Genomic DNA, 20,553 nt, shown 5'->3' on the forward strand with positions numbered 1-20,553 from the left:
GGTCAGGCTGCAGCCCGCTAAACCTGCAGCCTACCCCTTGAGGAGGTGTAAAGATGAATATCCGGGCTTTGTTGAAAGAGCCGATCTCTTCAAGCGAGCTGTTGGCTAACTTGCGCTCCAGATTAGAGCCTATGGCGGCCAAGAGCCGATACATTGCCGAGAACATGCCGGAGCTCGTGCAGGAAACAATCGCCAACGCAGAGGAAGCTTATAAGGGAATGATCAAGCTTCCGGGTACGGGCGGCGTGCGTGAATTTGTAGGGAACCCGCCGTGCTGGCTGGAACGCAGGCATAACGATAATGAATTCCTGTGGCAGCTCAATCGAATGACGCACTGGCAGGATTTGCTGGAGGCTTATTCTTTAACGCAAGAGGAAAAGTATGGGCGCAAGGTCATCGACGAGCTGCTGAACTGGATTGAAACCGTCGAGATTCATGAAGAGATGATCGATTATCCGATCGACTATTTCTCGAAATGCCATCCGCTGCGGGCGCTTGAGCTTGGTATCCGCTGCTATAAGACGTGGCCGCTCGTATTAGAGCATCTGGGGCATACGGAGCTGTTTACAGAGGAGGTGTTGGAACAATATCTATGGGCGGTTTACAAGCAAATCAAAATTTTGCGGAAGGTATCGCCGATCCTTTGGCCGCAGGCCGATCATAACCATTTTCTGATGGAATGCCTGGGGATTCTGACAACGGCGCTTTATTTCCCGGAGCTGAAGGAAGCGGAGGAGTGGAAAGCCTTCGCCATCGATGGGATTGAAAGATGTGCAGCGGCGCAATTGACCGAAGACGGCGGCCAGATCGAAGGCTGCCCTTCCTATCATAATGGTTGCATGTTCTGGTTTGGTCTTGCTGTCGTTCTGGCCAAGCGCTTTCATTTCAGGTTCTCGGAGAGGTATATGGAGCTGCTCCGCAAGAACCTGGACTATTCCATCTATTCTCTGCGGCCCACCGGGAAATGCGTCCCCGTAGGGGATTCCCATGCGAACCATCTGGCGATTATGGGCGGAGTATACGGATATATGGCGTTGGATGATCTGACCTGGTTAGGGCTCGCGACCAACTTGATCGATACCCGGGAGATCATGCGGGAGGCCGGCAAGCATGTGTGGCGGGCATTGGATGTGCCCCGGTTCTATCACGATTTGAATGCGCTTCAAGGCAAGCGTTACGAGTGCGATAAATTGACGACATTCTGGAACCGGACGCTTCATCAGGCGATTATCCGCAGCGGATGGGATTCGGAGGCACTGAGCTTCCTGTTTACATGCAGAAGTCCGATACAAAACTTCCATGCCCATATCGATCTCATGAGCTTCGACTTTACGGCGCTCGGCAAAAACATGATCTGCGATCCCGGCGTCTTCTGCTATCGGGAGGATGAGGACCGCAAGCAATTCAAGAGCGCCAACTACCATTCCACGCTTCTGATCGACGAGAGGGACCATTTCGAATATTTGGGCTCATTTGCCTACGGACCCCAGAAGATCGGAGAAATTTACAATGTGGAAGACCGGGGCTTCTACCAAATCGCAAGCGCTTACCATTTGAATTATGAGCCGATTGTCCATCACCGCCATATGGCGCTGGTCGATCAACGGCTGGTCGTGATTGCGGACCGCGTGGAAGGGCTGGAGCAGAACCAAGTGCAGCGGTACTTTCATTTGGATTTTACCGAAGTGGAGATCGTACCGGAAGCGGTCGTCGCCGCAAGCGATATAGCCAATCTTGCGATTTATACGTACCCGCGGGGAGATACGGAGCTTCTGCCGGGGAGGCTGTCCGATGTCAACGATATAGCAAGAGCCTCCACCAGAGTCCGGTTCCAGGGGACTTACAGCGGAACGGCGACCTTCTTGACGGTGCTTGCGCCCTTCCGGGGGGAACATCTCCCGGCCGTATCGATTCGACCATTCGCCGACGGCCGTTATGAATTCGACTGCGGCGAACGTTATCAGGTCGTTGTCAAGGAGAGGGAAATGACCATTCATAAACCGGTTTGAGAGGAGCGAACGAGGATGAGTGCAAGGAGAAAATGGTTGCGAAGCATTAGCCTGTTGTTAAGCATTGTCATTGGCTGCAGCGGAATTGTCGGCGTTCTGCCGGCGGCCGCAGCGTCCCCAATCGCCGTCTATTTGTATCAGGATTTCGAGAATTATACCGGGACCGGTACGCCGCCTAGCGGATTTGAAATGACCGGCATATCGGATGTCAAGAAATCGAGCGGTGCTCTTCGGAACGAACATACGGCTCCGAACGGGACCAGCGTGGCCCTGCGGATTGAAGAAGCCGTGGCGGATCAGCCGGATGTCGGCTTGGCGAAACGATTCGGTGCCGACGACTTGACGGGCGAGATCATCTTTGATTTCGATATCAAATCGCTGGACTCCAACGGAAGCAAATTTTTCGAAATCAAAGACAGCGGCAATAAAGGAATTACGCTGGGAAATCTGGGTGCCGACGGCATCTTGAGAGTGGAAGGGAACAAAGTGCCGTTGAATCCAAACCAATGGTACAGGCTGTCCTTTGCGATCGATTTCAGACCGGATGTCCAGAAGGTATCCGTCTATGTGGACGGCGTCAAGAAGCTTGATTCGGTTGTTTTGAAAAACGGCAATCAGGCGGTGGGGATCAATTACGTGAGGGTCCGGGCGAAAAGAAGTCCGCAAGCCGACCTGACACCGGACGTTACCGGCAGCAACAACTTCACCACGCTGCTGGATAATATGAGAATGTATTCGGGTACGGAATTGAAGACCATGGAAGAATTGCAGGCGATCCAGGTGCCCGACTCGTTAATGGATTTCGACAACGATCTTGGCATCTCCGTTCAGGATCGGCTGGCCGGCGCCTTGGCGATGGTTGTCGACAGCCCGAACGTGCTGATGGACATGTGAAAACGGCCCATGCGATCGACGAGCCGAATATACCGAGGAGAATCGAGGGAACGGTTGTCGTGCCGCTTCGTTTTGTAGGCCGGTCCTTCGGCGTGGATGTGGAAGTTCATGGGAAGAGCGCGCGTGTCAAAATGAATGGCCGGAACGTTACGGTGACGAAGAATCATGCCGTAATTGCAGGTGAAGTTTATCCTGATGCCCATATTCAATTTACATCCGATGATGTCATGGTTCCTCTGGACATGGCGGGCAAGATCCTGCAGAAGCAAGTATATACGGACTATAAAGGCAGGGGGCTCATTGTCATTGGCGATACGGCCGGGCCGTTCGACGATGCGCTCGATAGAGTGGATGAGAGCGTCAAGCCGAAGGACAACGAGAAGTTCTTTATCGAGGAGGCGATCAAAGAGATCGTTTACGACCGTCCGAGCGGAGAAGAAGCGATGGCCCGGTTGAAGAGCAATGATGCGGCTCATCCAAGGATTTTGGCGACATCGTCCGACTTTGCCCGGGTCAAATCGATGATTCAGTCCGGAGAAGCAACGATCGTCAAGTGGTACGAGGATATTCAGAAGCAGGGGGAGAAGCATCTGAATATGGCACTGCCAACAGACGACCTGCCGGACGGCAGAAGGATGATCGGCTCCAGACAGGTGGGACCGCTCGTTATCAATCTGGGGATGCTGTATCATCTGAGCGACGATGCTGCCAAGAAGGAACAGTATAAGCAGAGGATCTGGGACGAAGTCTACACGGTATCGCAATTCCCGAGCTGGAACGAAGAGAACGAGTTTCTGAACACGGCCGAATTTATGGAGGGCCTTGCCATAGCGTACGATTGGCTCTATGACGCCTGGACGCCGGAGCAGAGGCAAATCCTCGAGGATGCCATTATTAACAAGGGGCTTGTCAAAACGTTAGAGGCGTATAACAAAAATGTTTGGTGGATACGTACGTATCCGCGAACGAACAACTGGAATGCGGTATGTAACGGTGCGTCCGTGCTCGCCTTGATGGCGATCGGGGATGTGGAGAAGGAGATCGTGCTGCCGTCCAACGAGAAAGTGACGATGGAGCAATTTGGCGGCAAAATACTGGATATTGCATTCAATGCGCTGGAAGACTTTATTTTGCTGGAGTTCACTCCGGACGGAGCATGGGCGGAAGGGCCGAGCTACTGGAAATATACGCTGGAGTACATTGTACGGTTCATTTCTTCCTTGGAAACGGCGTTAGGGACAAGCTACGGATATGACCAAACGCCCGGACTCAACAAGACGGGGTATTTCCCGACGTATTTGAGCGGGGCGGTGGGCTCGCTGAATTATGGCGATGCCTCGAATAACAAAGTGATTGCCGCAGAAGAATTGTGGATTGCGAAGAAATACGGAGATCGATTGCTGGCCTCCGTGCATCTGGACAATAAAATCAAGTACAGAAATGCCGGTACGGAATTCGAAATGCTGTGGTACGAGCCAGATTTCTATCTGCCGGGACAAACACTGGAGCTGGACCAATATTTCAGCGGGACGGAAGTCGCCACCTTCAGAAGCAAATGGGACGATCCCAATACGAGCTTCCTGGGGTTGAAGGCGGGCAATAACGTGGTCAGCCACGGGCATTACGATCTGGGCAGCTTCGTATTCGAAGCGTTGGGCCAGCAATGGGCCATTGATCTGGGCAAGGACGATTACAATCTTCCGGGCTATTCCAATTACGATAAGGAACGGTTAACCTATTATCGTTTGAACCCGGAGGGACATAACACGTTAGTCATCAATCCCGATGGCGGCGCGCAGCAGAACATTAAGGCATTTGCCAAAATTGAAAAGACGGAAAGCAAGCCGCTGGGCGGTTTTGCGATCGCCAATCTGACGGAGGCTTATAACAAGCATGTCTCTTCGGCGAAGCGGGGCGTGATGCTTGCCTCGAACCGTACGCGAGCGACGATTCAGGATGAGGTTTCCTTCTTGAACCCGTCCACCGCGTACTGGTTCATGCATACAGAAGCCGACATTCAAGTGAGCGACGACGGCCAATCGGCCATTCTGACCAAAGGCGGGGAGAAGCTGTGGGTCGGATTGAACAGCGACGCCCACGACGCGTCGGGCCGTCCGATCGAAGCGAAGCTCGGTGTGATGGATGCCAAGCCGCTGCCGGAATCGCCCAATCCGCCCAAGCAGCATCAGAATGAAGGTATCCGCAAGCTGTTTGTCAAGCTGGATGAAGTGAAGGATATGAGAATAACGGTTACGTTGATCCCGATTGTCGGGGCTCAGGAGGATACGGATACTTCGTTCACCGGCGTTTCGCTCGATCAGTGGACAATTGCGGACGGCGAACTGACGATTCCCGTCGTTCAAAGCGTAAGCATCGACGGCGAGCCTCTGCCAAGCTTTAACGAGCAGACATTCAGCTATGATATCCGGCTGCCGTTAGATCGGACGAATGTGCCTGTCGTGGAAGCGGTCTACGATCATACGCTGTACAATGTGCAGGTTGTTCCGGCGGATGACGTTCCCGGCATCGCTAGGCTTATCGTATCATCGGTGCAAAGTCCCGAGATCAAGAGCATTTACTATTTCAACTTCAAATTAACGCCGCTTGACGGAGAAGAGGAGCGTCTGACCGAGCTGCCGGTTGCGGCCGTTTCCGCCAGTGCCTCGCAAGCCGACAAGGGGAACACGGAGGATAAAGCGATCGACGGTAATTTCGATACTTATTGGGGAGCGGAAGGCGACCAATGGATCATGCTCGATCTGGGGGAAGCGAAAACCGTAAACAGCGTCGGCATCGCCTTTATTCGCGGAAATGAGCGGAGCTTCAAATACGAGATCGAAACCTCGCTGGACGGCGAAAACTGGTTCAAGGCGTTCACAGGGACAAGCAGCGGCGAAAGTCTGGATATCGAAAAGACGTATTTGAGGCAGCATGACGCGAGATATGTCCGCATTACCGGACACGGCAACAGCGTAAACCAATGGAACTCCTATGCCGAAGTTCGCGTCTATCAACTGCAGTAATAGAAGAAGGAAGCTTCTGATTGAAACGGACATTATACAGAAATGGCAGCCGTAATGGAATGAGCATTCGGAGGCAGGGGACGATCCCTTGCCTCTTTTTGTATTACAAGACATCTCAAAAAAGAGTAAAAGGAGCTTGTAATGAGGAGGGATGATGCTCCTTGACCTCACCCCCCTGGATGAACAAAGGGAATAGAAGTAGAGAATCGCAAACCTTTTTTATTAAATTAAGGAAAATTTTATACATTTTATAGATAGTATTAAAGATTTAGAAGGTAGTTAAATGTATGCTTATTCTAACAATCGAATAGTGCGGGAAGTTAAAGCTTGTGATATGCAAATGGTTCAATCCGTTCAAGAGAGGTGCAATTAAGGATGAGGTCAAATTCAGGAAGAATATGGCTAGTTTTGTTTTATCTTCTTTTTGCTGTATATGTTTGCTTTGCAATGAAAATCATCTTATTTAAGACGATCCCACTATCAAAAGCATTTACGCATCCGCTTCTTGAACTAAGAAGTGTGAATCTCATTCCTCTTCGTACAATCATCGAGTTTATTAGTGAACCCATGGATCTAGTGATGGCGTTAACCAACATTTTGGGTAACATTGCGGTCTTTGTTCCCTTTGGAATATTTATATCCTATACAGTTAAGAAAAAATCGCTTGGTTACCAAACGTTAATTCTGTTTTTAACCTCACTGTCCATTGAGATCGTTCAATATATATTGGCTTTGGGCAGCACTGATGTGGACGATATTCTTTTGAACGTTTTAGGGGGATTACTCGGAATTGCTATCTGCCAAGGAATGAAACGAATATTCCCTGCCCAAGATCGTCACCTTATCGCACTTGTGGTCTTTTTTCTGGTGGCGGGGATCGCCGGAAGCGCAACGATTATGAAGGTGGATAGCAGCTTGCTTCCTTTTGGCTCTTCCAAAGTGGTCTACATAGATGAGAATAAAGAAATAATGGAAGACTTGGATGAGGCTGCGGCTCATTTGGTTGGGGAATTAGTATCCATTGATGCGGACACGATTACAGTACAGCGTTCTCCGAAGCATACAGTTACGATGACACAATCGGAAATATCGAATGACGGAGACGAGAGGGTGACAGTCTCCTTCAACGCTGTGACAAAAATAATTATTCGGCAAATTCATTCCGATAAAAATGAAATCATCAGCCAATATAAGGAAGGGACGGCTTCGGAACTCGCCTTCCTGTTGAGCTCGACGGATACTGTTCCCTCGGTAAGGGTCTGGTTGTCCAATGAAGATAACCTTTCAGCACATGCGCTGCTTGTTAGTTTCATAGAATAGCGGAATTCATAATCCGGCATTATTCGAGCTACTCAGACGCAAGTAATAGAAAGTATAAATGATAAATTTATGAGTTTGGTTAAGGCTTCTCACTTTAGTGGGATGCTTTTTTTTCTTTAAAAGTTCAACCAACCCTCACGAACGCAGCTACCTAAGCACAGTAGAAAATAATGATGCCTTTCGTCGTTGGATGTTCGATTTAAAGGGGCAGAGCGGGTTTGTAATGAGGGCGGTACCCTGGAGACTACGATGCCGAGAGGATGAAAATTCTACAATATATATAACCAGAACTTACATGTATATTTTCTGTAGAGTTTTATTTGCTATCATTCATAATGCTAGGTATTAATGCGAGAATGCTTATTTATCGAACAGTCTGATTCTTCTGTGCAGCGAAGAGCAGCGCTGTTTTTGCGGTATTCAAAATTCCCTTCCAAGCACTGATAAATGGCGGATCGTGGGAATAGAAAGCAGAATGACATGGATTTAACACCATGATAATCAAGGAGAGCACGATGAAGGCGGTCTTAATCGATGATGAAAAGCTGGCTATAGATGATTTGGAGCAACAGCTTCTGAAGATGGCGGACTATCATATCGTAGGCAAATTCACGGATCCGGTGATTGGAAAACGAGTGATTGAAAACAACGATGTTGATATCGTTTTTTTGGACATTCTGCTTCCTGGGTTTAACGGGTTGAAATTGGCTGAACAGCTTCTGGAGAGGAAGCCTGAATTGATTATTGTCTTTGTGACGGCTTATAATCATTTTGCAGTCAAGGCTTTTGAGCTTAATGCATTTGATTATATATTGAAGCCGGTTCGGCAAGAGCGTTTGGTTAAAACCACTCAACGGGCTAAGCAAAGAAAGATGGGACTATGCCCGGATTCGTTGCGAAGAACGGAAATATTGCAATTAAACCTGTTTTCGCATGTCACGATTTCAGATGAATCGGGCGGGATATTGCCTTTGCATTGGAGGACGGCAGACATCCAGCAGTTGTTTCTATATCTGCTCCAGCATAGAGGACAGGTTGTCGGCAAATCTGAACTAATCGATTTGCTGTGGCCGGAATTCGAGCTCAAGAGAGCGTATGCCCGTTTGTACACCGGGGTGTATCATATTCGTCAATTGCTTGAGCCGTTCGGCGATCATTTTGCAATCATTAGCTCATCCGAGGGGTATCTGTTGGCATTGAAGGATATCCGGTTGGATGTGGACCAATTTGAACGGTTTGTCCAATCAGAGACACCATTATCCCGCGATACGATCGAACAATATGAACAGGCCATGAGCTTGTTTACGGGAGAATACCTGCAGGAATATAACTATGCATGGGCGGAAAATGAGAGACGGAGGCTGCAGGCAATGTGGATTCGGACGGTTTCCAAAATAGCGGACTGGTATTATTCCAACCATCATCTGGATAAGGCAGTGTCTCATTGTTTGAGCATCTGCCATAAATATCCGCTTGAAGAGAAGGCTTGGTTTACTCTCATGAAATTGTTGGCCGAAGCAGGGGATCGGGCGTCTGTGCTTCATTACTTCAATCAATTGCGGGCCATGTTGAAGGAAAAATTTAATACGCAGCCCAGCCCTGCGATTACGGAGTGGTATCAAGCCTGGAAGAATCAGAGTAAGCCGTTAATTTCAAGCGGAAACAGGTAATTAGCTGCTATATCTGGCCTTCGCGATCATGTGTTTAACTTTAATGGGGCTGTCCCAATAGCGTTTGCATCAAACGAGAACATTCCAAAAACGAAGTAAAAAGGACCTCTAAACCCACTGTGTGTGTGGGAACGGGGTCCTTTTCTAGTAGCCAAATTTGACTCTAGGCGGGGCTTGAAAAATCATAGATCGATTTATGATACAACCCCATTCCTTCCAGCGGTAATAGATGGACCTTTGTTAAAAAAGTAATTTATAAACGGCATACCCTATAACCAATAATAAAATTTAAATCAACGTCTCCTTATACGGCGCGTTATGCGTTTTTTGAATTCAATGCTTCCGTAAGAAGAAACCTAATAAATGACTGCTATATATTTTGCAAAAAGGATTGATTTTAAAAATAATATTTTATATACTTAACTCAAACATGAAATAAAATTTCACAAACATTTCCATTGTAACCAATCGTTATGACCGTAGGTTTTGTCTTGGCGAAAGGGCTTTCGAAGTGGTTTGAATATTCCTTCCGCTGCTGCGGTTATTGGATTTTTCATCATTGTTGGAATCGCTTTCGCTGCGGTTTTCTCCTCATACTTTCAGAGGATTAAATAAATGATAAAGAAAGTTAAATTTAAAAAGGGAGGCAACATAATATGAAACGTTGGACCACCATTGCGTTGACGGCTGCTCTAATATCGGCAACGGCACTGACCGGATGCGGCAAGCAGGATGCAGGGCCAAGCAGTACACCTGACAATAGCGTGCAGCCGGCGCCGGGAGGAGAGAAGGTTAAGCTGACGATCGGAAGTTGGCGTACAGAGGATACAGAGGCTTACAAGAAGATCATCAAGGAGTTCAACAAGACCAATCCGGACATTGAAATCGAATTTAAACCGACGAAGAACACGGAGTATAACACCGTATTGAATACGGCTTTGCAGACGGGCAGCGGTCCCGATATTATCCATCTGCGTCCGTATGCGGCGGGCAGACAGCTGGCCGACGGCGGATATTTGGAGCCGATTGACAACTTGAAAGGAATCGACGTCTTTAGCAAGGATACCTTGCTGGCTGCGACCGGAAGTGATGGCAAGCTGTATGGAGTACCGACGGTGTTCAGCTCGACACAGATTTTCTATAATAAGAAGATTTTCGAGCAGTATAGCCTGCAGGAGCCCAAAACATGGGACGAACTGATCCAGGTGGCCGAGAAGCTGAAGGAGAATAAGGTAACTCCGTTTGCGTTCGGTTCCAAGGAAGGCTGGATTCTGTCCCTGACTCACGGTGCGTTGGGGCCAAGTGTCTACGGAGGGTCCGATTTCGTGGACAAAGTCACATCGGGCGAAGCGAAGCTGACGGACCCCGCATTCGTGGATTCCGTCAAGATGATGCAGGAGCTGGCCCCGTATTTCCCGGACAACTATATCGGTCTCGGCATGGATGATATGCGCAACCTGTTCGTCACCGAGCAAGCGGGAATGTTCGTGATGGGGGACTGGGAAGTGGCCGTCATGAAGAAGATGAATCCGGAGCTTGAGCTCGATATGTTCCCGGTTCCTCCGAAATCCGCCGACGGCAAAGCGACGGTGACGACATGGGTGGACGGTTCCTTCGCCGTCAACAAGCAATCCCCGCATAAGGAAGCGGCATTGAAGTTCCTGGAGTTCATGACGACCAAAGAATTCGGTACGCTGGTCATTAACGAGCTGCAGAAGCCGAGCACTATTCCGGGAGTTACCGCGGACGATCCGCTCGTTTCGAAGATTGCCGAGAACGCGGATACGATCGCGACGCCATATCTGTTCGTTGTTCATTTCGGAGCGGGCAACCCGACCTCCAAATCTACGCTGGAAACTTCGCTGCAGGGCATGTATCTGGAGAAAATGACGCCGGAGCAAGTGGCGGATGAAGTGCAGAAGAGCGTTGATTCTTGGTTCCAACCGCAAAAATAATTCCGTGAGGTGGCGAGGACATGGGAAATCGGACGAGAAACGTTAAGCAAACGAGGTGGGTGGTGCATCTTTTCCCCCTCCCTGCCCTCGCTGTTTATACCTTGTTTATCGTTTACCCGATTCTGGCTGCATTCAGCTACAGCTTGTATGATTGGCAGGGGTTTCAAAAAGGGGCCTTTATCTGGTTCGACAATTTCGTTAGTCTGTTCACGAAAGAGCCGTTCAATCATTTGTTCTGGAATGCGTTCGGCCATAATGTTTATTACTTTATTCTCGAGATGGTTGTACAGAACGGGATTGCGTTCGTGCTGGCCTATATTATTTATTCGAAAATCAAGGGCGCGGGTTTTTTCAAGATGGCGTACTTTATCCCGCGTCTGCTCTCCGTCATTGTCGTCGGTTTCTTGTGGAAGCTCATCCTGAATCCGAACAACGGTGTTCTGAATACGGTGCTGAAGCAGGTCGGGCTCGATTCATGGGCCAGACCGTGGCTTGGCGATCCGGACACGGCGCTTACGGCCATCATTCTCGTGAATAGCTGGTTCGGCATCGGATTTTCCGTGCTGATCTTCCTGGCGGGACTGCAGGGAATCTCCCAGGAGGTGATCGAGGCGGCCCGACTGGATGGGGTGAAAGGCTTCAAGATGATCCGTACGATGATCATTCCGATGATGATGCCGTCGATCATTATTATAACGGTATATACGTTCATTCATGCCTTCGAAGCCTTCGAGCTGATTTATGCGATGGAGGGCTCGCAGGGGGAACCGTTCAATTCGACGGATACGCTGGCTATCTTCTTCTATCGGATCGCGTTCGGCGGAGCCGGCGGCGGGGATTCTGTGGCTATCGGTTTAGGTTCCGCGCTTGCGGTGGTTCTGTTCTTCATCATTGCCAGCCTGTCGGCCTTATTCTTGTACTTCACACGTAAAAATGAGATTCAGCACTAAGGGGGGAGCCATATGAAAACAAGCAGAAGTCTTCGGATTACACAGTATTTCATCGCGTATTTGCTGGCTTTCATTAGCCTCTACCCGGTTTTCTTGATGCTGATCTCTTCGCTCAAAACGAATATTGATATTTTCAAGCATCCTATGGGCTTGACGACGAAGCTGAGCTTCCAGGCGTATGTCAAGCTGATCGATCAGCTTCCATACTTGGACTACTTGACGAACAGTATTTTCGTGAGCGTTGTTTCGGTCGCTCTCATCATAGTCAGCGGATCATTGGCTTCGTTCTATATCGCCAGGTATTCGTTCCGCTGGAACGGGGCGCTGTTTTTCTTCTTCCTGCTCGGCATGATGATTCCGATCAAGCTGGGGATCGTGCCGTTATTCCTTCTGATGAAGCAGCTGGCCATTATCAACACCCAATGGTCGCTCATCTTCGTCTATACGGCGATCGGCATTCCGTTATCGGTACTGATCTTGACCGGCTTTTTCCGCACACTGCCCAAGGAACTGGAGGAAGCCGCCAGAATTGACGGCTGCTCGGACTTGGGAATCTTCCGGAACGTACTGCTGCCGTTGATGAGACCGGCTCTCGGTACGGTGATGATCATGAACTTTATTACCGTATGGAATGACTTCTTCTTTCCGCTCATTTTCATTCAGGACGAAACCCGCAAGACGATTCCTGTCGGAATGCTGACGCTGTTCGGCGAATATTCTACCGATTGGAGCGTGCTCTTCGCCGGTCTGACCCTGTCTTCCCTGCCGATGCTGGTTCTGTTCTTCCTGGCCTCCAAGCAATTCATGGACGGATTGACGGCAGGTGCGGTTAAGTAACACAAAGTATTGCCGGAAGCTGAAGAAGCGCAAAGCAATAGCCAAGCGGATGATAGATTCACCGGAGAGTACTTCACAAGAAATGCAAGAAATGGAGGAACTAAACCATGGAGCAGGCCAACATCAGTGAACTGCTCACCGAGCAGAGAAATGAACGCACCCGGCATTTGGACCGCTTAAGCATAGAAGAGATCGCCGAGCTGATGAATCGGGAGGACGAGACCGTCGCCCTCTCGGTGCGCAAGGCGCTGCCGCAGATTACGGCGGCCATCGAGCGCATTGTGGAGGCGCTTAGGAGCGGCGGCCGATTGATATATATCGGCGCCGGAACGAGCGGCCGGCTCGGCGTTCTGGATGCGTCGGAATGCCCGCCGACATTCGGCGTCAGCCCCGAGCTGGTGCAGGGGATCATCGCCGGAGGGGACCGCGCCATCCGCCACGCGATCGAGAACGCCGAGGACGATGCGGAAGCCGGGCGGCGCGATGCGGCCGCGGTCGTGACCGCACATGACGCCGTCGTCGGCATTACGGCAAGCGGCCGGACGCCGTATGTGATCGCGGCCATCCAGAAGGCGAGGCGAATCGGCGCGGTGACCGCCAGCATCTCGTGCAACAGCGGCACCCCGCTGAGCGCCGCGGCGGAGTGGCCGATTGAGGTGCCTGTCGGCCCGGAGATCGTTACGGGCTCTACCCGGCTCAAGGCCGGAACCGCGCAGAAGCTCGTCCTGAACATGCTCAGCACGGTCACTATGATTCAGCTTGGCAAAGTACACGACAACCTGATGGTCAATGTGCAGGCGACGAACCATAAGCTGAAGCAGCGGGTCGTCCATATCGTCATGGATGCGACGGGTGTCGATCGGCCGACGGCCGCCGATTACTGCGAACGGGCCGGCGGGGACGCGAGAGTGGCGATTCTTATGCAGCGTTACGCGATCGGCAGGGAAGAGGCGCTAGATGCCCTTAAGCGGACGGGAGAGCATTTCGGAGAGGCGGACAAGCTGTTGGCGGGACGTTAGCACGAGGAAATGTTTAGAGGTTTGAAATTCTCGAATGGATAAGCCAGAGGGCCACAATCGTAACAAAATGGCTCTCTGGCTTATTGTCTTCACGATATTTACTCTTCAATGATAATTCCGTTTAACTTAAGGTTGACGGGGTTCGCAATCGTATCTCCTACCGGACAAGTTTGTTCCAAAAATTGAATAAACTGCTCGACCCGTTCCCGGGGAGCGGAGGTTTTAATATGGAAGGTGTAACGGATGTCGGAATACCCGCGGCGAACATCCGATTTATTCATGAAGCCGTCCGTATCCAGATCCCCCTCCACCTCTACCCGGAAATCATCGAGCTGAACATCAAACTTCCTGGCATACACCCGGGCTACGATGGATTGGCACGCGCCCAGCGAGCAGAGCAGAGCTTCCACCGGATTCATGGCCGTATCCGTTCCTCCCAAGCTTTTCGGTTCGTCTATCAACAGTTCGAAATTTCTGGAACGGGTCTTGACGACCAGTCCGTCCTGCAAATGGGCGGTTGCTTTAAAAGTTTCTACCGGCATTATTAGCACTCCCTTGTATAGTAAATTTAAGTCTTCCGATTAACTATTATCGGTTTATAATACTATAACATATTTTACCCACCTGTTTAGTATGAATTTAATTTTAAATTATATATTTTCTATTTCGTTAATTTTTAATCCGGTGGAACGTTTCTCGGTATATACTTGAAGGAAAACTAACTTTTCCTGTATTTGGATGGGAAGTCGTCAATCAGCGGATTTTAGGGGAATGGATAAGCCTGGGGTTGAAGGCGGTCCTATTTGGGGGACTCGAATAAGATAGGGAGGGACGGTTAATAATGAGCGGCAGACAGATCATTCCAAGTGCCAGACAGCTAGCTTTTCAGGATTGGGAGTATGGGCTGTTTATACATTTTGGCTTGCGTACTTTTTATGAAGGATACGTGGATTTCGATGAGAGGCCCATGTCTCCGTCGGCATTTAACCCCGTCGAGCTGGATTGCGGGCAGTGGATTAGAACGGCCAAGCAGGCGGGAATGAACTATGCGGTGTTTACGGCGAAGCATCACGACGGATTTTCCAACTGGCCGTCGGCCTATACGGAAATGTCTGTAGCTCATACCCCATGGAAAGACGGAAAGGGTGATGTCGTCGGCGAATTTGTGCGGCTTGCCGCAAGTACGGGGTTAAGCCCGGTCTGTACTATTCGCCCTATGATGCTTCCGCCGAGAGCTTCCTGCATGACGGCAAGGCCTATGACGATTATTTCGTCAATCAAATAACGGAGCTGCTGACGAAGTATGGAGAAATAGATATTCTGTGGTTCGACGGCTGCGGATCGGAAGACCACGAATATGACTGGCCGCGGATTATTGGGGAGATTCGCAGGCTTCAGCCGAATATTTTGATTTTTAATATGGGGGATCCTGATTTTCGCTGGGTGGGCAACGAGGACGGGGTCGCCCCCTACCCCTGCTGGAATACGGTGGATGCCGTCGATTTCTCCATTCAGTCGGAGAGGAAAGAACAGTTGGGAGAGAGCTTGTGGCTTCCCACGGAATGTGACGTCCAATTGCGGGCGAACTGGTTCTACAGCGATCATGACGAACATACGGTCAAAAGCATCGACGAACTGATCGGGCTATATTATTACTCGGTCGGACGCGGAGCCAATCTGCTGTTAAATATCGGGCCCGACCGGAGAGGGCTTCTGCCGGATAAGGATGCGGAACGGATTTTGGAGTTCGGCAAAGTGATCCGGCAGCGTTTCGCCAGCCCGATCGCTACGCTCGCGGATTGCGAAAGGGAGGGCAAGTGCTGGACGTTCAGACCGGAACGGCCCATCCTTCTGGATCATGCAGTGATTCAAGAGGAGCTTGCTCACGGGGAGAGCATTCGAAGCTTCAGAATTTCGGTAATGACTCAGAAATCACAGAGATTAATCCCGGTTTACGAAGGAAAGAGTGTCGGGCATAAGGCAATATGCCGGTTCGCGCCTATCCGCGCACGAGAGGTTGTCATGGAAGTGCTGGAGTCGAACGGCGAACTATTGTGAGAGAACTATCGTTTCATTATGTCGGGGAGAAGCTATAGGGTAGCGATGACCCTCAGGATTAACGGCAAGCCGTTAGGACGGTACAGGCATCCTTCCATTCAGTGAAATGGCAAAGTCAGGTCCGCAGAGCCCTTCCCGAACTTGTCTTTAGCATAAAGCAAGAGCAGCCCCGTTCTACAGGATCGGGGCTGCTTCTTATTCTATAGGCCCCTTCAGCTGCGTTATGCAATGAAAACAAGTTCTCTGGGGCAGGCCTCCAGGATAGGCTTTCCGGCAGACATCATTCCGGTCATTTTGATATACCATAGCGATGCCGCTTCCCAATAAAGTCCAGAAAGAGTTCAAATCTCCCTTCTTGTCATTAAGTCAGGGATAATGTAACAATAAGATTAACTAGATATGCAGACAGCACGAAGGCGACTCACAAGCAGCTGACGATGTTCGATATAACCAGACAGGTATAGTCCGATTCCCCAAGGAGGAAAAGCTGTGAAAACGGTTATTGTAGATGACGAGCACTTGGCTCTCAGAAGGATGGAGAAATTATTGCAAGAAGAAGGGGGGAGCCGGCCGGCGCTTGAACTGGTAGGCTTCTTTCAGGACCCTCATCTGGCGCTGGAGCTGGTAAAACGCGAAAAGATAGATCTGGTCTTCCTGGATATCGAAATGCCGGAAATCGGCGGCATGGAATTGGCGGAGCGTTTATTAGAGATACAACCGCATCTCCACATCGTTTTTGTTACGGCGTACAATGATTTTGCCGTAGAAGCGTTTGAACTGAACGCACTCGATTATCTGCTTAAACCCGTTCAACGCGATAGGATCATAAAGACACTCCAGCGGTTAAATCACTCGGAAGCGAAAGGCATGTCCGACATGACGGATAAGAAGCCCATGCTTTGTTGTCTGTCCGGTCTTCATTATCTGGATGATCATCAAGCGGCTCAGTCTTTCCAATGGAGGACATTGAAGGCGCAGGAGCTGTTCGCGTATTTGATCCATCACCGCGGTCAAACCGTGCGCAAGGAAGTCATTATGGATTTGTTATGGCCGGACTATGATATGGACAAGGCATCGGCGCTCCTGCATACGACCATCTATCAAATTCGAAGGGTGATCAAGCAGAAGGGGCTCGGCATTAAAGTCACCTATAAGGACGAAGGGTATCGGATAGAATTGGACGGCATGAAGCTGGATGTGGAGGAATGGGAGAAGGGCGTACAGACGACTTCCGCAGTGACTCCCGAAACGATCAGGCAGCATCGGGAACTGTTGATTTTATATCGCGGCGACTACCTGGAGGAGCACCAATACTGGTGGTCGGAAGGGGAACAGGAGCGCATCCGCTTAATATGGTTGGACCACGCCAAGCAAGTGGCCGAATACTTAATGCAGGAAGAGCAATATTCAGAGGCAGTGCCGCTGTATCAAAAAATCCAGGAGAAATTCCCATACACCGAGGATGGGTATTTCGGGCTTATGAAAATTTATGCAAACATAGGTGATTATAGCGGGGTGAAAAATCAATATCAGCTTCTTGTGGAAAATATGAAGGAAGAATTGGGTGTTGAGCCGAGTGAGGAGGTCAATGATTGGTATCAGCAATGGAGACACTGTATTTAAGCATAGGGCTTATTACCAATAAAATGAATTGACGCCCCCGGTACAACTGTAGAATAATAGATTAGAAGACATCATGTAGGAGGTCATAATATGTCTATCATTCCAAGCTTACTCGAGTTTAATAAAAAATTTGTCGAAGAGAAGCAGTATGAGTCTTATCTGACAAATAAATTCCCTGATAAAAAAGTAGCCATTCTTACATGTATGGATACGCGGCTTGTGGAATTGCTTCCGAAGGCGCTGGGACTGAAAAACGGGGATGCGAAATTCATCAAAAATGCGGGCGCCATCCTAACACAGCCGTTCGGCAGCGCCATGAGAAGCATACTGGTGGCGGTTTATGAATTGGGTGCGCGTGAGGTTCTGGTCATCGGCCATCACGGCTGCGGCATGACGAATCTGGACACGCAGGGGATGGTCAATAAGTTTATCGAGAACGGTATTGATCCTGCGGTGATCAGCACATTAGAGAACTCCGGGATTCGTATGGAGAAGTTTCTGCGCGGATTCTCCAATGCGCAGGAAGGGGTTATGCAAAGCGTGAAGATGATCCGCAATCATCCGTTATTTCCCAAGGCGGTTCCCGTTCATGGATTCGTTATTGACCCGGTCACCGGGAAACTGGAAGTCCTCGTGGAGGATTACAGGGAATAGCGTAGTATCAAGAAAAATAGTGCAGCACAGAGATGGGACGCCGGCGGGCGTTCTTTTCTTTGGTCGCGAACCAAGGAACCGTCCGAAAATGCATGGACGGTTCCTTGGTTTATTCCTTCCTAATGCTCCATCGTCTCCTTGGATTCGGTCAGAAATTCCTCCGGAGTTTTCCCGATAATCGATCTAAAGTCTCTAATAAAATGCGATTGATCATAGTAACCGAGCTTCAAAGACAAATCAAGCCAATCCGGGGCCCGGCCTTTGTCCAGCGTTTCGGCCGCATTTTGCAGGCGATAAAGCTTAATGACCCATTTCGGGCTCACGCCGACGTATTGGCCGAACATGCGCTGAAGCTTCCGGATATTGATCTGAAAGCCATCGCAGACCTGGTCTACCTTCGTAATACCGCGATCAGCCTGAATCCGGTCGATGATTTGATTAATTCGGACGACCTTCTCATCCCTGCCCGGAAGGTTCCTGCGGATCAAGGCTTCGGCCAGCTCCACCATCTTCTCGGGGCTATCCTGGCTTAAGATTTGCTCCTCGAATGATTCGGTCTCCACGTTAAAAATGCTTTCCAGGCGAATGAAACGGCCGGTTAGTCTGGAGATGGGCCGCTTGGCAAAGGGATAGAACCCGCCCGGTTTAAATTTCACGCCAAACACCATATCTTTCCCTTCGAGCAGCCGCGAAAATTTATGTTTGGCAGCCCCATAAATCAACGTCCGGTTCTTCTCGACTACCATATTCACACACGGATTGGGGACGACCTGCTGCAGGTAAGGGGGTTGTCCGTTTAAATCCCAGCGAACCATCCAGAAGTGCTTGACGAAATAGCCGATATCCTCCGAGGGGGGATAACGGGTGAGTTCGAAGAACCGCTTGGTGCCCTCTCTGAAATTCAACACCCCGAGGCTGGGTCTTCCTGTGTCCGGGATGGAACTTTGGTTAGAATTCATATGAATCACTCCAGCCTGGCCGATGGTTCGGCAGAATAGGGAATAGGCAAGGCAGACACTCTGTCATAAGGGGCTGTCGCGTTTTTACAATACAACCCTTTTCGGACAAGTTACTATTATAGTAGCACAGCCGCAAAGCCGTTCAAATGATCAACTATTCAATAAGGAGTGAAAGATAATGGATTTGAAATACGAATTTTATATCGGAGCAGCCCCGGAGCAGGTGTGGGATGCGTTCGTTTCCCCGGAGGGGACCCGCCAAACCTTCTTTGGATGTGTCATCCGTTCCACTTTCCGGCCTGGAGATCCTTATGAGTATGTAGGTCCGGGCAATGACGGGGAGGAAACGGTCCATGTATATGGCAGCATACTGGCCTATGAGCCGTATAAAGTGCTCAGCTATACCGAGCATCCCGGCCCATCCTACCATTCCAACCACGCAGAGCTGGAAACGAGGGTAACCTTCACCCTGGAACCGGTGGGCAGCTGCACGAAGCTGACGCTGGTCAACGACCAATGGAAGCCTGGCCATCCGTCTTATGAGAATGCTAAAGGACATTGGTGGATGATTTTGAGCAATATCAAGACGTTGGCGGAAACCGGCAAAACGTTGGACTTCGGTTGGTAAACAACCGGGCTTTGCCGCGATTAAGTAAAACCGATCCTTGTTGGAGGATTGGTTTTTTTGACGTCTTGTCCTTCCGTATGTAAATATAGAGACTAGGCAATGATGTATGCGGAAGAGAGGGACTAGAAGATGGCGAAGCAAAAGTACTATGTCGTATGGGTAGGCCACAAGCCGGGGATCTATACGAGTTGGCCGGAATGCAAAGAGCAGGTGGACGGACGCAAAGATGCGAAATATAAATCCTTCTCCTCCAAGGCGGAAGCGGAGAAGGCTTATCGGGAAGGCTGGACGAAGCATTGGGGTCAAGGGGCCGCTGCGAAGCAGACCGCTGCTGCCCCTTCTCAGGCCGAGATTGATTATGACAGTATCTCGGTAGATGTAGGGACGAGAGGCAACCCGGGACCGATTGAATACAGGGGAGTCTATACGAAAACGGGAGAGGTTCTGTTCTCTCACGGCCCCATCCCTAATGGGACGAATAATTTGGGCGAGTTTCTGGCGATTGTCCATTCCTTGGCGTATCTGAAGAACAAGGGCAGCTCGCAGACGGTCTATAGCGATTCGAGAACCGCTCTGAAATGGGTGAGGGAGAAGAAAGTCGCTACGACTCTGGAGCGCAATGAAGCGACGAAGGAAGTATGGGATTTGGTGGACAGAGCGCTGGCGTGGCTGCAGAACAACAGCTATGACAACAAGGTGTTGAAATGGGAGACCGAGAAGTGGGGAGAGATCAAAGCCGACTACGGCCGAAAGTAATAAGAGTAGACGGCCGACATATACGGATTGTCGGCCGCAGTTTTAACCGAAAATCTTAGCGCTTTTCAGAAAAAGGCATGCCGTAACGCCGTAACGGATGTCTTTTTTCTTTTCACTAAAATAAAAGAAGGTATAAGGAAGGATTTCCCAAATATATATAACATGATATAACATTTACATACGAAGGAATAGAGGATG

General features: G+C 49.8%; 15 protein-coding genes and 1 pseudogene. 14 read left to right on the top strand and 2 right to left on the bottom strand.

Going from position 1 to position 20,553, the window contains the following annotated elements; translation table 11 throughout:
• The first annotated feature begins 53 nt into the window (after positions 1–53).
• The 9 genes from ACTHRH_RS12265 to murQ all read left to right on the top strand — a co-directional run bounded on the left by ACTHRH_RS12265 (position 54) and on the right by murQ (position 13,677).
• Positions 54–2,009 (top strand): heparinase II/III family protein, encoded by a 1,956-nt coding sequence (locus ACTHRH_RS12265; RefSeq protein ID WP_440415753.1) that lies wholly within the window; start codon positions 54–56, stop codon positions 2,007–2,009.
• Between the two features lie 15 nt (positions 2,010–2,024).
• Entirely contained in the window at positions 2,025–2,903 is an 879-nt protein-coding gene (locus tag ACTHRH_RS12270) for a hypothetical protein (protein ID WP_440415755.1), read from the top strand.
• Positions 2,900–5,926 (top strand): discoidin domain-containing protein, encoded by a 3,027-nt coding sequence (locus tag ACTHRH_RS12275; protein WP_440415757.1) that lies wholly within the window; start codon positions 2,900–2,902, stop codon positions 5,924–5,926. The genes ACTHRH_RS12270 and ACTHRH_RS12275 overlap by 4 nt, the downstream gene beginning before the upstream one ends.
• A gap of 375 nt (positions 5,927–6,301) precedes the next feature.
• Positions 6,302–7,246 carry a VanZ family protein gene (locus ACTHRH_RS12280; protein ID WP_440415759.1) on the top strand — a complete coding sequence of 315 codons (945 nt, stop codon included), beginning with the start codon at positions 6,302–6,304 and terminating at the stop codon, positions 7,244–7,246.
• A gap of 515 nt (positions 7,247–7,761) precedes the next feature.
• Positions 7,762–8,916 (top strand): response regulator, encoded by a 1,155-nt coding sequence (locus tag ACTHRH_RS12285; RefSeq protein WP_379288804.1) that lies wholly within the window; start codon positions 7,762–7,764, stop codon positions 8,914–8,916.
• A gap of 656 nt (positions 8,917–9,572) precedes the next feature.
• Positions 9,573–10,871, top strand: coding sequence for an ABC transporter substrate-binding protein (locus tag ACTHRH_RS12290; protein WP_379288806.1), 1,299 nt, complete (start codon positions 9,573–9,575; stop codon positions 10,869–10,871).
• Positions 10,872–10,891: 20 nt separating this feature from the next.
• Positions 10,892–11,821 (top strand): carbohydrate ABC transporter permease, encoded by a 930-nt coding sequence (locus ACTHRH_RS12295; protein ID WP_379288808.1) that lies wholly within the window; start codon positions 10,892–10,894, stop codon positions 11,819–11,821.
• 12 nt (positions 11,822–11,833) lie between these two features.
• Positions 11,834–12,658 carry a carbohydrate ABC transporter permease gene (locus ACTHRH_RS12300; protein ID WP_379288810.1) on the top strand — a complete coding sequence of 275 codons (825 nt, stop codon included), beginning with the start codon at positions 11,834–11,836 and terminating at the stop codon, positions 12,656–12,658.
• Between the two features lie 107 nt (positions 12,659–12,765).
• Positions 12,766–13,677: an N-acetylmuramic acid 6-phosphate etherase gene (murQ, locus tag ACTHRH_RS12305; protein ID WP_440415763.1), complete on the top strand. Its 912-nt coding sequence runs from the start codon at positions 12,766–12,768 to the stop codon at positions 13,675–13,677.
• Between the two features lie 98 nt (positions 13,678–13,775).
• Here murQ and ACTHRH_RS12310 read toward each other — a convergent pair whose 3' ends face one another.
• Complete coding sequence (locus ACTHRH_RS12310; RefSeq protein WP_144940112.1) at positions 13,776–14,219, bottom strand: OsmC family protein; 444 nt, start codon at positions 14,217–14,219, stop codon at positions 13,776–13,778.
• Positions 14,220–14,644: 425 nt separating this feature from the next.
• Between ACTHRH_RS12310 and ACTHRH_RS12315 the strand changes: the two are divergent.
• The 3 genes and pseudogenes from ACTHRH_RS12315 to ACTHRH_RS12325 all read left to right on the top strand — a co-directional run bounded on the left by ACTHRH_RS12315 (position 14,645) and on the right by ACTHRH_RS12325 (position 18,012).
• Positions 14,645–15,735: pseudogene (locus tag ACTHRH_RS12315) on the top strand (alpha-L-fucosidase).
• 489 nt (positions 15,736–16,224) lie between these two features.
• The gene (locus ACTHRH_RS12320) at positions 16,225–17,358 is read left to right on the top strand and encodes a response regulator (RefSeq protein ID WP_144939141.1); all 1,134 of its coding nucleotides are present in this window, start codon (positions 16,225–16,227) and stop codon (positions 17,356–17,358) included.
• Between the two features lie 90 nt (positions 17,359–17,448).
• Positions 17,449–18,012 (top strand): beta-class carbonic anhydrase, encoded by a 564-nt coding sequence (locus ACTHRH_RS12325; protein ID WP_379288816.1) that lies wholly within the window; start codon positions 17,449–17,451, stop codon positions 18,010–18,012.
• A 119-nt stretch (positions 18,013–18,131) separates the two neighbouring features.
• On the opposite strand, the gene ACTHRH_RS12330 is transcribed toward ACTHRH_RS12325, so the two are convergent.
• Entirely contained in the window at positions 18,132–18,971 is an 840-nt protein-coding gene (locus ACTHRH_RS12330) for a DUF6597 domain-containing transcriptional factor (RefSeq protein WP_440415766.1), read from the bottom strand.
• A 178-nt stretch (positions 18,972–19,149) separates the two neighbouring features.
• On the opposite strand from ACTHRH_RS12330, the gene ACTHRH_RS12335 reads away from it, so the two are divergent.
• Positions 19,150–19,599, top strand: a complete 450-nt coding sequence (locus ACTHRH_RS12335; RefSeq protein ID WP_440415768.1) for an SRPBCC family protein — start codon at positions 19,150–19,152, stop codon at positions 19,597–19,599.
• Between the two features lie 129 nt (positions 19,600–19,728).
• Entirely contained in the window at positions 19,729–20,355 is a 627-nt protein-coding gene (gene rnhA, locus ACTHRH_RS12340; RefSeq protein ID WP_379288822.1) for a ribonuclease H, read from the top strand.
• The last annotated feature ends 198 nt before the right edge of the window (positions 20,356–20,553 follow it).

Origin of the sequence: Paenibacillus sp. SAFN-117 (assembly GCF_051966115.1) — a bacterium.
Lineage (GTDB): Bacteria > Bacillota > Bacilli > Paenibacillales > NBRC-103111 > Paenibacillus_L > Paenibacillus_L residui.

Excerpts from the sequence above, each read along its gene's own strand:
- ACTHRH_RS12330 (WP_440415766.1), bottom strand. The coding sequence starts at position 18,971 with ATGAATTCTAACCAAAGTTCCATCCCGGACACAGGAAGACCCAGCCTC.
- murQ (WP_440415763.1), top strand. The coding sequence starts at position 12,766 with ATGGAGCAGGCCAACATCAGTGAACTGCTCACCGAGCAGAGAAATGAA.
- ACTHRH_RS12285 (WP_379288804.1), top strand. The coding sequence starts at position 7,762 with ATGAAGGCGGTCTTAATCGATGATGAAAAGCTGGCTATAGATGATTTG.
- ACTHRH_RS12280 (WP_440415759.1), top strand. The coding sequence starts at position 6,302 with ATGAGGTCAAATTCAGGAAGAATATGGCTAGTTTTGTTTTATCTTCTT.
- ACTHRH_RS12300 (WP_379288810.1), top strand. The coding sequence starts at position 11,834 with ATGAAAACAAGCAGAAGTCTTCGGATTACACAGTATTTCATCGCGTAT.
- ACTHRH_RS12265 (WP_440415753.1), top strand. The coding sequence starts at position 54 with ATGAATATCCGGGCTTTGTTGAAAGAGCCGATCTCTTCAAGCGAGCTG.
- ACTHRH_RS12270 (WP_440415755.1), top strand. The coding sequence starts at position 2,025 with ATGAGTGCAAGGAGAAAATGGTTGCGAAGCATTAGCCTGTTGTTAAGC.
- ACTHRH_RS12335 (WP_440415768.1), top strand. The coding sequence starts at position 19,150 with ATGGATTTGAAATACGAATTTTATATCGGAGCAGCCCCGGAGCAGGTG.
- ACTHRH_RS12295 (WP_379288808.1), top strand. The coding sequence starts at position 10,892 with ATGGGAAATCGGACGAGAAACGTTAAGCAAACGAGGTGGGTGGTGCAT.
- ACTHRH_RS12290 (WP_379288806.1), top strand. The coding sequence starts at position 9,573 with ATGAAACGTTGGACCACCATTGCGTTGACGGCTGCTCTAATATCGGCA.
- rnhA (WP_379288822.1), top strand. The coding sequence starts at position 19,729 with ATGGCGAAGCAAAAGTACTATGTCGTATGGGTAGGCCACAAGCCGGGG.
- ACTHRH_RS12325 (WP_379288816.1), top strand. The coding sequence starts at position 17,449 with ATGTCTATCATTCCAAGCTTACTCGAGTTTAATAAAAAATTTGTCGAA.
- ACTHRH_RS12310 (WP_144940112.1), bottom strand. The coding sequence starts at position 14,219 with ATGCCGGTAGAAACTTTTAAAGCAACCGCCCATTTGCAGGACGGACTG.